We start from the raw sequence: 13,806 nt of genomic DNA, 5'->3' as shown, positions 1-13,806 counted from the left end.
TAGAGAAAGAGGGGGCGCCTGACATGGGTGCATCGGCCTGGAATCAGCAGGGGAAGCTCGCGGGAAAGACCGCACTGGTCACGGGCGGCAGCCGGGGCATCGGGCGCGGCATCGCCGAGCGGCTCGGGCAGGACGGGGCACGGGTCGCCGTGCACTACGGCAGCAATGAGGCCGCGGCGAAGGAGACGGTCGCCGCGATCCAGGCGGCGGGCGGGGAGGCCTTCGCGATCGGCGTGGAGCTGGGCACCGAGGGGGACGCTCGGGCACTGTGGTCGGCGTTCGACGCACATGCGGACGGCCTGGACATCCTGGTGAACAACGCCGGGGTCGGTACGTCGAGTTCGTTCACCGAGACGGACGAGGAGGAGTACGACCGCCTGTTCTCCGTGAACGTGAAGGCTCCGTACTTCATCACGCAGCTCGGCGCGGAGCGACTGCGGGACGGCGGCCGGATCATCAACGTCTCGTCCGGTCTCTCCCGCGCCGCGGCGATGCCGGAGATCATGGCGTACGCCATGACCAAGGGCGCCCTGGACGTGTTCACGCGCAACCTCTCCAAGGAGCTCGGCCCGCGCGGGATCACGGTCAACTCGGTGGCGCCGGGAATCATCGACACCGACAACAACGCGGCCTGGCTGCGGGGCGAGGCGAACAAGGCCGCGTGGGAGAGCTCGGCCAAGATGTCGGCGCTCGGCAGGGTCGGCCACCCGTCGGACATCGCCGCCGTGGTGTCCTTCCTCGCGTCGGACGACGGCCGGTGGGTGACCGGGGACTGGATAGACGCGACGGGCGGGTCGCTGATGTGACGCTCCGGAGCGACGGGGCCCGCTCCCCCGCCCCGACGCCCGTCGCCACGTCACATCGGTCGTCTCGCCCCGCCCCGCCTCAGCGCGTCTCGGTGACCTTGGCGAGCGCCCTGGGCGCGTCCGGGTCCTGGCCGCGGGCGATCGTGACCTCGTAGGCGAGCAGCTGGAGGGGGATGATCTCCAGGATCGGCTGGAGCTCCTCGGCCACGGTGTCCGTGGGCAGGACGAAGCCCGCCGAGGCCTGCTCGACCTGGGCCTTGGGGCCGATGACCACCAGGTCCGCACCGCGGCCGCGCAGCCGGTCCAGGACGGGCTGGAGCGCCTCGCCGCCCCTGCCGTCCGTCACGACCGCGATGACCGGGGAGATGTTGTCGACCATCGCGAGGGGGCCGTGCAGCAGGTCGGCGCCGGAGTAGGCGAGCGCCGGAATGTAGCTGGTCTCCATGAGTTTCAGCGCCGCCTCCTTCGCGGTCGGGTAGCCGTAGCCACGGGAGGTGATCACCATGCGTTCCGCGAAGCGGTAGCGGGCGGCGAGGGTCTTGATCTCGTCCTGGCGGGCGAGGAGTCCTGCCGCGAGGTCGGGCAGCGAGGCGGCGGCCGCGCCGGCGGAGTCGCCCGCGCCGCCCAGTGACTCGACGAAGAGATGGAGGGCGAGCAGAGCGGCGGTGTACGTCTTCGTCGCGGGGAGCGCCTTCTCCGGTCCCGCGAGGACGTCGATGTGGTGCTCGGAGACGGCGGCCAGCGGTGAGTCCGGATTGTTGGTCACCGCGAGGGTGATCGCGCCGGCCTCGCGGGCGGCCTGGGTGGAGGCCACCAGGTCGGGCGAACCACCGGACTGGCTCACGGTGACGGCGAGGACGTCCTTGAGGTCGGGCTTGGCGCCGTACGCCGTGATGGTGGACATGGAGGTCAGGCCGCAGGGCAGGCCGAGGCGTACTTCGAGGAGGTACTTGGCGTAGAGCGCGGCGTGGTCGGAGGTGCCGCGGGCGGTGAGCAGGACGAAGCGGGGCCCGCGCTCGGCGACCTTCCGGGCGGTCTCGCGGATCTGCGGGGCGCCCTCGTCGAGGATGCGGCGGAGGACCTCGGGCTGCTCGGCCATCTCGCGGGCCATGATGCGGCCCGGCCGCTCGCTCTGCGGGTCCTCGGGGTCCTGCGCGCCCTGAGGAGTCATCGCGGTCATGCCTTCCACTCTCCCCGCTCCGGGCGCAGGGCGCCTCTGCGGGCGATGGGCGGCGGGGGGGCTCGACGGGCGCGGAGTGGGCGGAGCGCCGAGCATGGACGGCAGGAACGGACAGCAGGAAGGGACGGCGGGAATCGACTGTTCTGGCGGCACAGCTCTGCTAGATTGGTCTATACCACCAGTCCTCTTGAGCCCCTCTCCAGATCGGCAGGCCCAGCGTGGAAGTTGTCATCGTCCCGGACGCCAAGGCAGGCGGCGAGCTCATCGCGGAGGCCATGGCCGCCCTGGTGCGCCGTAAGCCTGACGCCCTGCTCGGTGTCGCCACCGGCTCCACCCCGCTGCCCATCTACGAGGCGCTGGCCGCCAAGGTCTCGGCCGGTGCCGTGGATGCCTCGCGCGCCCGCATCTGCCAGCTCGACGAGTACGTGGGGCTGCCGGTCGGGCACCCCGAGTCGTACCGCTCCGTGGTCCTGCGTGAGGTCGTCGAGCCGCTCGGTCTGAGCGAGGCGGCCTTCATGGGGCCCGACGGCAGCGCGGACGACGTGCAGGCCGCCTGCGAGGCGTACGACAAGGCGCTCGCCGAGGCCGGGGGCGTCGACCTCCAGCTGCTCGGCATCGGGACCGACGGGCACATCGGGTTCAACGAGCCGTGCTCGTCGCTGGCCTCGCGTACGCGGATCAAGACACTGACGGAGCAGACGCGGGTGGACAACGCGCGCTTCTTCGACGGGGACATCGAGCAGGTGCCGCACCACGTCATCACCCAGGGGATCGGGACGATCCTCGAGGCGCGGCATCTCGTGCTGCTCGCCACGGGTGAGGGCAAGGCGGATGCCGTGGCCGCGACCGTGGAGGGGCCTGTCGCCTCCGTGGTGCCGGCTTCCGCGCTGCAGTTGCACCCGCACGCCACGGTCGTCGTGGACGAGGCCGCGGCCTCGAAGCTGAAGCTTGCGGACTACTTCCGGCACACCTACGTCAACAAGCCGGACTGGCAGGGCCTGTAGGGCAGTCGGGCTGTACGCAAGGCGGAGGGGCGCCCCCTGGTGGGGGCGCCCCTCCGCCTTGTCGTCTGCGTTGCCCCGCTGCGTTACCCCGCGACGACGGCCTCCGCCGCCGCCTCGCCGCAGACCCTTGCCGCGCCGCGTGTGGCGATGTGGAGGGCGCCCGTCGGGGTGGACTGGGGGACGCCCATTTCGACCACGATCGTGTCCGGGCGGGCCGTCACCAAGGTGTGCAGGGCGTCCGCCATCCAGCCGTGGCGGTGGGCGTCGCGGACCACGGCCACGATGCGGCGCTCCCCCGCCGCCGCGAGGGCCTGCGTGCCCGCGCCCTCGCCGGAGAACGTGCCCGACTCCGTGCCGGGGAAGCGACGGCTCAGCTCGGCGGTGACGCCCCAGGGGGTCTCGTCGCCGACCGCGATGTTCGGGAGCGGCGAGAAGGTGGCGACGTAGGGAGCCTCGGTGACCGGGGCCGCGTACGTGTCGCCACGGGTGACCGTCAGCGCGCGGCGGGCCGCGACCAGGCCGATCCCGGTGTCGGGCGCGCCCCCCGAAGGACCGACCGCGCCCGAACCCCTCGACACCGCTGCCCAGTTCGCCAGGGACCGCACGCGCTCGGCGGCGTCGGCGAGCCGCTCCTCGGGCAGTTCGCCCGACCGCACCGCCGCGACGAAGGCGTCCCGCAGCCGCAGCACGGTGCCCTCGTCCGAGGGGCCGCCGCCCGTGCAGATCGCGTCGGCGCCCGCGGCGATGGCGAGCACGCAGCCGCGCTCGAAGCCGTACGTCCCGGCGATGGCCTGCATGTCCATTCCGTCGGTGACGATCAGGCCGTCGTAGCCGAACTCCTCGCGGAGCAGGCCGGTGAGGATGCGGCGGGAGATCGTCCCCGGGTTGTCCGGGTCCAGGGCCGGGGCCAGGACGTGGGCGCTCATCACGGCGCGCGTGCCGGCCGCGATCGCCGCGCGGAACGGCGCCAGGTCACGGGAGTTGAGAACGTCCCGGTCGACGTCGATGACCGGCACGGAGTGGTGCGAGTCGACCGCGGTGTCGCCGTGCCCCGGGAAGTGCTTGGCGGAGGTGGCGACGCCGGAGGACTGCATGCCCTCCACGTACGCGGCGGTGTGCCGGGCCACCAGGAGCGGGTCCGAGCCGAAGGAGCGTACGCCGATGACGGGGTTGTCGGGGTTGGCGTTGACGTCGGCCGACGGCGCCCAGTTCAGGTTGATGCCGCAGGAGGCGAGGCGGCGGCCGAGGTCGGCGGCCACGTCACGGGTGAGCGCCGTGTCGTCGACGGCACCCAGCGCGTGGTTGCCCGGGTAGGAGGAGCCGGTGCGCACCTCGAGGCGGGTGACGTCGCCGCTCTCCTCGTCGATGGCGATCAGGAGGTCGTCGCGCTCGGCACGCAGCTGCGCGGTGAGGGCGGCGACCTGCTCGGCGGTCCGCACGTTGCGGCCGAACAGACTGACGGAGGCGAGGCCTTCGCCGATCCGGCGGCGCAGCCAGTCCGGTGCGGTGGTCGTGCCGTCGAAGCCGGGCTGGAGGACGGCCAGGGCGTTGCGGGTGAGCGTGTCGCCCGCGTGCGTGAGCGTCGGCGAGTTCGTCATCGTGTGTTATCCCTTCACTGCGCCGTCGGTCAGGCCGCTGACGGCCCTGCGCTGCAGGAAGACGAAGAGGATCAGGATCGGGATGGCGAAGAGCGAGGCCGCCGCCATCGTGGCGCCCCAGTCGTCGCCGAAGGCGGTCTGGAAGCTGGACAGCCACACCGGCAGGGTCTTGGCGTCCGCCTCCTTGTTGAGCACGAGGACCATCGGGAACTCGTTCCAGGCGGTGATGAAGCCGAAGAGCGAGGTCGACATCAGGCCCGGCGCGAGCAGCGGCAGGATCACCCGGCGGAAGGCCTGCATGCGGGTGCAGCCGTCGACCATGGCGGACTCCTCCAGCTCCCTGGGCACGGCGGCGACGAAGCCGCGCAGCGTGAGGAGCGTGAAGGGCAGGATCATCACCATGTAGAAGAGGGTCAGCGGGATCAGGCTGTTCAGCATGTCCGCGTCGCGCACGATGATGTAGATCGCGATGACCATGACTTCCCACGGCGCCATCTGCGCCAGCATGAAGCCGATGATGAAGCCGCGCCGCCCCTTGAAGCGCATGCGGGCCAGCGCGAACGCCGCGGTCACGCCGATGATGAGCGAGAAGAGCACCGCGAGGACCGTGACGGTGATCGAGTTGCCGACCATGGTCCAGAAGTGGTCCACGCTCATCGCCGTCTTGAAGTGCTCGATCGTGGCGTCCGTCGGGAACCAGACCGGGTTCTCGCTGATGATGTCGCCGGTCGGCTTGAAGGCCGTCGCGAACATCCAGTACACGGGGAAGACCGACAGGACGAAGAGAACGACGGCGGTCAGGTTGGGCCAGATGCGGCCGAACAGCGAGCGCTTCACAGCTCGTCCTCCTCTTGCTTGAGCACGATCCGCAGGTAGTACGAGGTGATGGCCAGCAGGATGACGATCGTGAGCATCGCGATCGCGGCGCCCATGCCGAAGTGCTGGTTGCCCATGCCCTCGATGTAGGCGTAGACGGGCAGGATCTCGGTGAGCCGCTCAGGGCCGCCCTCGTTGAGGGTGAAGACCTGCACGAACGCCTTGAAGACCCAGATGATCTCCAGGAACGTCGTGGCGTAGAGGAAGGGCCGCAGATACGGCATCGTCACCGAGGTGAACTGCTTCCAGGCACCGGCGCCGTCCAGGGAGGCCGCCTCGTACAGCTCCTTGGGGATGGTCGTCGTGGCGGCGTACAGGTTGATCGCCACGAAGGGGATGGACTGCCAGACGATCAGCAGCAGGACCACGAAGAAGGTCGAGTACTGCGAGGCCAGCCAGTCGTGGTCGGCCATCGACTCGAAGCCGATCTTGGCGAGCACCCAGTTGATGACGCCGTAGCGCTGCGCGAACAGCCACTGGTAGACGGTGGTCGACGCGACGACCGGCATCGCCCAGGCGAGGACGAGTCCGATCATGAGGAACGTGCGCATCTTCCGGCCGAGGCGCGCGAGGAGCAGTCCGACCAGCGTGCCGAGGATCATGATCAGCACGACGTTGACGGCGGTGAAGGCGACCGAGCGGCCGGTGACCCGCCAGAAGTCCTCGCCGGTGAGGATCTCCTTGTAGTTGTCGAATCCGTTCCACTCGGTCAAGTGCAGAATGAACTGCCGCATGTTGAGGTTCTGGAACGACAGGATCCCGTTGTTGACCAGCGGCCAGCCGAGCAGCAGCAGGGTGGCGATGATCGCGGGGGCAAGGAGCAGATAGGGCGTCAGGCCGGCGAGACGTCCTGGGGTTCTGCGCGGTCCTGCTGGTCGTGACCCGCCGTCCGGTGTCTGCACCTCCGTCGGGCCGGAGGGCGGCCGTTCGGTCTTCTGCACGGTCATGCTCGCCATCTCTTTCGTGGGCAACGCGAAGCGCTGTGTCCAGCGCGGAAGAACGCTGTGGTCAGCGCGGAGAACGCGGAGAACTCAGCGGGGCGCGCGGAGAACTCATGGGTACGCCGGGGGCAGCGGGGTCACGTCACCCGCCACCCCCGGCAAGAGGACGCGTCCTTTACTGCTTCTGCGCCAGGCGCTTGTTGAGCTCGCCCTCGACCTGCTCGGCGGCGGCGGCAGGCGACTTACCGTTGAGCACCGCGGTCATGTAGTTCTTGATCGGGTTCGGCGGGTTCTCGACCGCGCCCCACTCCGGGATCAGCGGGGTGATGCCGCCGCCGGGGGTGGCCGGCGACATGGCCTTGGCGGCCGGGTTGCCCTCGAGGGCGGACTCCAGGGACTTCTTGTTCGGGATGACGCCGCCTTCCTTGGCGAACTGGCTCTCGAACTTGTCGCTCAGCGCGATCTTCAGGAACTCCTTGGCGAGCTCCTGCTTCTTGCTGGTCGCGGCGATGGCGAGGTTGGAGCCGCCGAGGAAGACGCCCTCGGGCTTGTCCGCCGTGGCGCCCGGGATCGTGAAGTAGCCGATGTCCTTCTCGATCTTCTTGTCGGCCTTGATCGCCAGGGCGGCCTCCCACGGCATGGCGATCATCGTGGCGGTCTTGCCCTTGCCGAAGACCTCGCCCTGCTGCGGCGTGGCCTCGTCCTTGTTCTTGGGGGCCTTGGAGAGCTTCTGGAACTCCTGGTACGTCTTCATGGCCTTGACGACCTTCGGGTCGTCCAGGTTGGAGACGTACTTGTCGCCGTCCTTCTTGACCAGCTCGGCGCCCTCACCGATGGTCAGGCCGACGAAGTGGTACCAGAACTGGCCGGGCATGTAGATCGGCTCGGCGTCGGTCTTCTCGCCGATCTGCTTGAGGTCCTTGAGGAACTCGTCGCGCGTCTTGGGGGTGTCCTTGATGCCGGCTTCGGCCCAGATCTTCTTGTTGTAGATCACGACGCGGTTGAGGACGAACCACGGGGCGGCGTACTGCTTGCCGTCGACGACCGAGGCCTTGTTCATCGACTCGGTCCAGTCGGCGCCGATCGTCTCCTTGAGGTCGCCGAGCTCGGCGAGGCCGCCGGTCTTGGCGTACGCGGCGGTCTGGGTGTTGCCGATCTCGAAGACGTCCGGGGGGTTCTCCTCGGAGAGAGCGGTGGTCAGCTTCTGCTGGATGCCGTTCCACTGCTGGACTTCGAACTTCAGCTTCGCGCCGGTCTTCTTCTCGAAGGCCGCGGTGACGTCCTTCTGCCACTTGTCCGGCGTCGAGCCGTCCATCGCCCAGAGCGTCAGCGTCTCGCCCTTGAAGCCGTCGGCTCCGCCGGACTTCTTGTCGTCGTCGCTGCCACAGGCCGCGACCGAGATCAGCATGCCCGCGACACCGATGGCCGCTATGAGCTTGCGCTTCACGTCACCCTCCTCAAGGGATGCCAGTCAACCCCCCACCCGCAGCGACCGAATGGACCGAGATCTGCCCGTGGGACTGGAACCTGGTCTTTAATGGTGTAGACCAGTACGGGGAGCTTGGCCTAGACCTTTAGGGGTGTCAAGGGTGTATAAGAAGGGCAGTCACGTCCGTTATCGGACCGACACCTGAGCAGGCAGAGTCTGCTCGGCCCGTACCGTGCCACGATGTGAGCCGCGACAGACGGAGGAGCCGGTGACGGCAGCAGCACAGGAGCCGGGAAGGCGGACCATGGGCACCGAAACGGGTGGCACGGGGACCGATGTGGGCACGCCTCCGGAGGGTCCGAGCGTCGGCCGCACCGCGCGCGTGCCCAAGTACTACCGCCTGAAGCGGCACTTGCTCGACATGACGGAGACGCTGCCGCCCGGCACCCCCGTCCCCCCGGAGCGCACGCTCGCCGCGGAGTTCGACACCTCCCGCACGACGGTGCGCCAGGCCCTGCAGGAGCTGGTCGTCGAGGGGCGCCTCGAACGCATCCAGGGCAAGGGCACGTTCGTCGCCAAGCCGAAGGTGTCGCAGGCCCTCCAACTCACCTCGTACACCGAGGACATGAGGGCCCAGGGCCTGGAGCCGACCTCGCAGCTCCTGGACATCGGCTACATCACCGCGGACGACACCCTCGCGGGCCTGCTGGACATCAGCGCGGGCGGCCGGGTGCTCCGCATCGAGCGCCTCCGGCTCGCCAACGGCGAGGCCATGGCGATCGAGACGACCCATTTGTCGGCAAAGCGCTTCCCGGCGCTGCGCCGCTCCCTGGTCAAGTACACCTCGCTCTACACCGCACTCGCCGAGGTGTACGACGTGCACCTCGCCGAGGCCGAGGAGACCATCGAGACCTCCCTCGCCACCCCGCGCGAGGCCGGCCTGCTCGGCACCGACGTCGGCCTGCCGATGCTGCTCCTGTCCCGCCACTCGCTGGACGGGGACGGCCAGCCGGTGGAGTGGGTGCGCTCCGTCTACCGCGGCGACCGGTACAAGTTCGTCGCCCGCCTCAAGCGCCCCACGGACTGAGCCCGACCGGGATCCTCCCGCGAGGACCCGAGATCCTCCCGCAAGGACCCGAGATCCTCCCCGCACGGCCCGGGGTCTGGCGCGGATCACCGCGCTGTTCTACGTTCCTCCCGTCATCGCATGATGAGCGGGAGGACGACCCGGTGCGCAGAGCAACTCCTCGATCCATCGTCATCTGGTCCCTCGTCGCGCTGATCGGCGCCGCGAGCTGGACCGTCCTGGCACTCGCGCGCGACGAGGAGGTGTCGGCCGCCTGGATGGTGGCGGCGGCCCTTGGCTCGTATGCCATCGCGTACCGCTTTTACTCCAAGTTCATCGCGTACAAGGTCCTCAAGGTCGACAAGTCGCGGGCCACTCCGGCGGAGCGGCTCGACAACGGCATCGACTTCCACCCGACCGACCGGCGGGTGCTGCTCGGCCACCACTTCGCGGCCATCGCGGGCGCGGGACCGCTGGTGGGGCCCGTGCTCGCCGCACAGATGGGGTATCTGCCGGGCACCATCTGGATCATCGTCGGCGTGATCTTCGCGGGCGCCGTGCAGGACATGGTCGTGCTGTTCTTCTCGACGCGGCGCGACGGCAGGTCGCTCGGGCAGATGGCGCGCGAGGAGATCGGCCCCTTCGGCGGCGCGGCCGCGCTGCTCGCCACCTTCGCCATCATGATCATCCTGCTCGGGGTGCTCGCGCTGGTCATCGTCAACGCGCTCGCCGAGTCGCCGTGGGGCACCTTCTCCATCGCGATGACCATCCCGATCGCGCTCCTCATGGGCTTCTACCTGCGGGTCCTGCGGCCAGGACGGGTCAGCGAGGTCTCGCTCATCGGCATCGCGCTGCTGCTGCTCGCGCTCGTCTCGGGGCGCTGGGTCGCCGAGTCGTCCCTCGCGGACACCTTCACCCTCGCGCCCTCGACGCTGGTCGTCTGGCTCGTGGCGTACGGCTTCATCGCGTCGATCCTGCCGGTGTGGATGCTGCTCGCGCCGCGCGACTACCTGTCGACGTTCATGAAGATCGGCACCATCGTGCTGCTCGCGCTCGGTGTCGTGATCGCGCTGCCCACGCTGAAGATGGATCCGGTGACCGACTTCGCCTCGCGCGGCGACGGGCCCGTCTTCGCGGGCTCCCTCTTCCCCTTCGTCTTCATCACCATCGCGTGCGGGGCGCTGTCCGGCTTCCACGCGCTGATCTCCTCGGGCACGACGCCGAAGATGATCCAGAAGGAGACGCAGGTCCGGATGATCGGCTACGGCTCCATGCTGATGGAGTCGTCCGTCGCGATCATGGCGCTCGTCGCCGCGTCGATCATCGACCCCGGCCTGTACTTCGCGATGAACGCGCCGGCGGGTGTCGTCGGCGACACCGTGCAGGAGGCCTCGAAGGCCGTCGCGAACTTCGGATACTCCATCTCCCCCGCCGACCTGGCGCAGGCGGCCAAGAACGTGGAGGAGTCCTCGCTGCTCTCGCGCACCGGCGGCGCGCCCACGCTCGCGGTCGGCGTCTCGGAGATCTTCTCGAAGGTCACCGGCGGCTCGATGCGGGCGTTCTGGTACCACTTCGCGATCATGTTCGAGGCGCTGTTCATCCTGACCGCGCTCGACGCGGGCACGCGCGTGGGCCGCTTCATGCTGCAGGACATGCTCGGGAACGTGTACAAGCCGTTCAGGAAGGTGAGTTGGAAGCCCGGACTCGTGCTGACCAGCGCCGCCGTCACCGGCCTGTGGGGCTACTTCCTCTGGGTCGGCGTGCACGAGCCGCTCGGCGGGATCAACCAGCTCTTCCCGATCTTCGGCATCGCCAACCAGCTCCTCGCGGCCGTCGCCCTCGCCGTCTGCACGACGTTGCTCGTGAAGTCCGGGCGCCTCAAGTGGGCCTGGATCACCGGTATTCCGCTCGCCTGGGACGCCACGGTGACGCTCACCGCGAGCTGGCAGAAGGTGTTCTCCAGCGATCCGCGCGTCGGCTTCTTCCAGCAGCGCTCGAACTACCAGGACGCCATCGACGAGGGCAAGGTCCTGCCGCCCGCCAAGACCATGGACGACATGCACACCGTCGTCACCAACTCCACGGTGGACGGCGTCCTTTCGGCGGCGCTCGCCCTGCTCGTCGTCGTCGTGATTCTGGACGCCGGGCGGATCTGCGTCAGGCACATCCGCAACCCCGGGGCCTCGCGGCTGAGCGAAGCACCGTACGTGGAGTCGAAGTTGACGGCGCCCGCCGGGCTCTTCCCGACCGAGGAGGAGAAGCAGGAGGCCCGCAAGGAGCGGGAGGACCGGAAGAAGCGGGAGCTCGCGCCATGACCTGGCTGCTGCGGGGGCTGCGCTGGATGCGGTGGTACGTCCGCGAGCTGACCGACGAGTCGGCGTACGACCGCTATGTGGCGCATATTCGCAGGGAGCATCCGGCGGCAACTGTCCCCAGCCGCCGCGTATTTGAACGGATGCGGACGGAACAGGCGGAGTCGGACCCGAGGCAGGGCTTCCGCTGCTGCTGAGCAGGCAACTCGCCCTGCCCACCCCTGTCCGTTATCCGGACAGGGGTTCCAAACCGCGAGACCGTGGCTTAGATTTCCCGCACGTTAAGCATGGGATGAGTGAGGGAACGGAGCCGCGATATGTCAGATGCGCCTGAAGTGAACAGACCGGTGGTCACGCCGGTCCGTGTGGTCATCGCAGCCTGCCTTGTCGCACCCTTCGTGGCAATGCTCTGGGTGAGTTCGTACGCGAAGATCGAACCGACCTTCATAGGCATCCCGTTCTTCTACTGGTACCAGATGCTGTGGGTGCTCATCTCGACGGCGCTCACGATGACCGCCTACAAGCTGTGGCAGCGTGACCAGCGCGCCCGCAAGGAAGGTGCGCGGTCATGAACGACGGGGTCAACGGCGTCGCGCTCGGCGTCTTCATATTCTTCTTCGTCGCGGTCACCGTCATGGGCTTCCTCGCCGCCCGCTGGCGCAAGGCCGAGAACGACCAGAGCCTGGACGAATGGGGCCTGGGCGGACGGTCGTTCGGCACCTGGGTCACCTGGTTCCTGCTCGGCGGCGACCTCTACACCGCGTACACCTTCGTGGCCGTCCCCGCGGCCATCTACGCGGCGGGCGCGGCCGGCTTCTTCGCCGTGCCGTACACGATCCTCGTCTACCCGCTGATCTTCACCTTCCTGCCGCGCCTGTGGTCGGTCTCGCACAAGCACGGCTACGTGACCACCTCCGACTTCGTGCGCGGGCGCTTCGGCTCCAAGGGGCTCTCCCTCGCGGTCGCGGTCACCGGCATCCTCGCCACGATGCCCTACATCGCGCTCCAACTGGTCGGCATCCAGGCCGTCCTGGACGTCATGGGCATCGGCGGCGGCCCCGACACCAACTGGTTCATCAAGGACCTGCCGCTGCTGATCGCGTTCGCCGTGCTTGCCGCGTACACGTACTCGTCGGGCCTGCGCGCGCCCGCCCTGATCGCGTTCGTGAAGGACGGCCTGATCTATCTCGTCATCGCCGTCGCGATCATCTACATCCCGATCAAGCTGGGCGGCTTCGACGACATCTTCGCCAAGGCGGGCGAGGCGTTCGGCGTGGTCAACGAGGACACCGGCAAGCCGCGCGGCGCCCTCGCGCCGCCCGAGGCCGGGCAGTGGACGTACGCGACGCTCGCGCTCGGCTCGGCCCTCGCGCTGTTCATGTACCCGCACTCGATCACCGCGACGCTCTCCTCGAAGAACCGCAACGTGATCCGCCGCAACACCACGATCCTGCCGCTGTACTCGCTGATGCTGGGCCTGCTCGCGCTGCTCGGCTTCATGGCGATCGCGGCCGGGGTCAAGGTCGACAACGGCCAGCTGGCGATCCCGCAGCTCTTCGAGGACATGTTCCCCGACTGGTTCACGGGCGTGGCCTTCGCCGCGATCGGCATCGGCGCGCTCGTGCCCGCCGCCATCATGTCCATCGCGGCCGCGAACCTGTTCACCCGCAACATTTACAAGGACTTCATCAAGCCCGACGCGACGCCCGAGCAGGAGACCAAGATCTCCAAGCTGGTCTCGCTGATGGTGAAGGTGGGCGCCCTCGTCTTCGTCCTCGGCATGGACAAGACGGTCGCGATCAACTTCCAGCTCCTGGGCGGCATCTGGATCCTGCAGACGATGCCCGCGCTGGTCGGCGGCCTGTTCACCCGGTGGTTCCACCGCTGGGCGCTGCTCGCCGGATGGGCGGTCGGCATGGTCTACGGCACACTGGCCGCGTACGGCGTCGCCTCGCCCACGCAGAAGCACTTCGGCGGCTCCTCCGACACCATCCCCGGCATCGGTGAGATCGGCTACATCGGCCTGACCGCGTTCGTCCTGAACGTGATCGTGACGGTGGTCCTCACCTTCGTCCTGAAGGCGCTGAAGGCCCCCGAGGGCGTCGACGAGACCTCCCCCGAGGACTACACCGCGGACGCGGGCGACAAGGGCGTCTCGGTCGAGCTCCCCACGGTGGGCGCGGGCTCCGGCCACTGACCTCGCACCACCGCCGAAGGGCCGCCGGGAGGATCCGGCGGCCCTTCGCCGTGTGTACGGGAGTTGACGTTCCGTGGCCCGCACCGGGCGGGCGGCCCCTCGCGACCGACACAAGATGTGGGCCTGCTTCAGAAACCCGGCACAAGATGTATGCTCGTGCTCGCTGTCGTCGCAGGGGAATCCGGTGCAAGTCCGGAACTGTCCCGCAACGGTGTATGTGTACGTCTTTGTCGTACCCGCAAGTCCGAGGACCTGCCGACAGTGCGCCCGAGCCGCCCGGCCCGGGCGCCGACCGTCCGGGCCTCGTGGAATGGGCCGGTGGACGCGGTGAGCCGCCCTGCCCGGGTGCGCCCGTGTGTGCCGTCCCCCTCCCCAGGCCCAGAGCCGAGCGAGGGAG

General features: G+C 68.9%; 12 protein-coding genes and 1 riboswitch. Of the genes, 7 read left to right on the top strand and 5 right to left on the bottom strand.

Going from position 1 to position 13,806, the window contains the following annotated elements; genetic code table 11:
• The first annotated feature begins 23 nt into the window (after positions 1–23).
• Positions 24–806 (top strand): SDR family oxidoreductase, encoded by a 783-nt coding sequence (locus ACZ4D5_RS20405; RefSeq protein WP_467773774.1) that lies wholly within the window; start codon positions 24–26, stop codon positions 804–806.
• A gap of 79 nt (positions 807–885) precedes the next feature.
• Here the strand turns inward: ACZ4D5_RS20405 and ACZ4D5_RS20400 are convergent, their stop codons facing one another.
• Positions 886–1,986 carry an SIS domain-containing protein gene (locus tag ACZ4D5_RS20400; protein ID WP_467773773.1) on the bottom strand — a complete coding sequence of 367 codons (1,101 nt, stop codon included), beginning with the start codon at positions 1,984–1,986 and terminating at the stop codon, positions 886–888.
• Positions 1,987–2,204: 218 nt separating this feature from the next.
• Here ACZ4D5_RS20400 and nagB point away from each other — a divergent pair, with 218 nt between their 5' ends.
• Positions 2,205–2,990 (top strand): glucosamine-6-phosphate deaminase, encoded by a 786-nt coding sequence (gene nagB / locus ACZ4D5_RS20395; protein WP_467773772.1) that lies wholly within the window; start codon positions 2,205–2,207, stop codon positions 2,988–2,990.
• Positions 2,991–3,073: 83 nt separating this feature from the next.
• Here nagB and ACZ4D5_RS20390 read toward each other — a convergent pair whose 3' ends face one another.
• From ACZ4D5_RS20390 to ACZ4D5_RS20375, 4 genes are all read right to left on the bottom strand, one after another.
• Complete coding sequence (locus ACZ4D5_RS20390) at positions 3,074–4,588, bottom strand: glycoside hydrolase family 3 protein (RefSeq protein WP_467773771.1); 1,515 nt, start codon at positions 4,586–4,588, stop codon at positions 3,074–3,076.
• A 6-nt stretch (positions 4,589–4,594) separates the two neighbouring features.
• Entirely contained in the window at positions 4,595–5,425 is an 831-nt protein-coding gene (locus ACZ4D5_RS20385) for a carbohydrate ABC transporter permease (protein WP_467773770.1), read from the bottom strand.
• Complete coding sequence (locus ACZ4D5_RS20380) at positions 5,422–6,411, bottom strand: carbohydrate ABC transporter permease (protein ID WP_467773769.1); 990 nt, start codon at positions 6,409–6,411, stop codon at positions 5,422–5,424. The genes ACZ4D5_RS20385 and ACZ4D5_RS20380 overlap by 4 nt, the downstream gene beginning before the upstream one ends.
• 169 nt (positions 6,412–6,580) lie before the next feature.
• Positions 6,581–7,852 carry an extracellular solute-binding protein gene (locus tag ACZ4D5_RS20375; RefSeq protein ID WP_467773768.1) on the bottom strand — a complete coding sequence of 424 codons (1,272 nt, stop codon included), beginning with the start codon at positions 7,850–7,852 and terminating at the stop codon, positions 6,581–6,583.
• 286 nt (positions 7,853–8,138) lie between these two features.
• Here ACZ4D5_RS20375 and ACZ4D5_RS20370 point away from each other — a divergent pair, with 286 nt between their 5' ends.
• The 5 genes from ACZ4D5_RS20370 (at position 8,139) to mctP (ending at position 13,409) form a co-directional block, all read left to right on the top strand.
• Positions 8,139–8,921: a GntR family transcriptional regulator gene (locus tag ACZ4D5_RS20370; RefSeq protein WP_467773767.1), complete on the top strand. Its 783-nt coding sequence runs from the start codon at positions 8,139–8,141 to the stop codon at positions 8,919–8,921.
• Between the two features lie 143 nt (positions 8,922–9,064).
• Entirely contained in the window at positions 9,065–11,215 is a 2,151-nt protein-coding gene (locus tag ACZ4D5_RS20365; RefSeq protein ID WP_467773766.1) for a carbon starvation CstA family protein, read from the top strand.
• On the top strand, positions 11,212–11,409 hold the full coding sequence (locus tag ACZ4D5_RS20360; protein WP_467773765.1) for a CstA-like transporter-associated (seleno)protein: 198 nt from the start codon (positions 11,212–11,214) through the stop codon (positions 11,407–11,409). The genes ACZ4D5_RS20365 and ACZ4D5_RS20360 overlap by 4 nt, the downstream gene beginning before the upstream one ends.
• Positions 11,410–11,529: 120 nt before the next feature.
• Positions 11,530–11,784 carry a DUF3311 domain-containing protein gene (locus tag ACZ4D5_RS20355; protein ID WP_467773764.1) on the top strand — a complete coding sequence of 85 codons (255 nt, stop codon included), beginning with the start codon at positions 11,530–11,532 and terminating at the stop codon, positions 11,782–11,784.
• Positions 11,781–13,409, top strand: coding sequence for a monocarboxylate uptake permease MctP (gene mctP, locus ACZ4D5_RS20350; protein WP_467773763.1), 1,629 nt, complete (start codon positions 11,781–11,783; stop codon positions 13,407–13,409). The genes ACZ4D5_RS20355 and mctP overlap by 4 nt, the downstream gene beginning before the upstream one ends.
• 150 nt (positions 13,410–13,559) lie before the next feature.
• Positions 13,560–13,683, top strand: a riboswitch (cobalamin riboswitch).
• The last annotated feature ends 123 nt before the right edge of the window (positions 13,684–13,806 follow it).

The sequence above is a fragment of the Streptomyces sp. NPDC025651 genome, from assembly GCF_055558735.1.
Note: the sequence above shows the minus strand (reverse complement) of the source record. Positions and strands in the feature narration are given on the sequence as shown.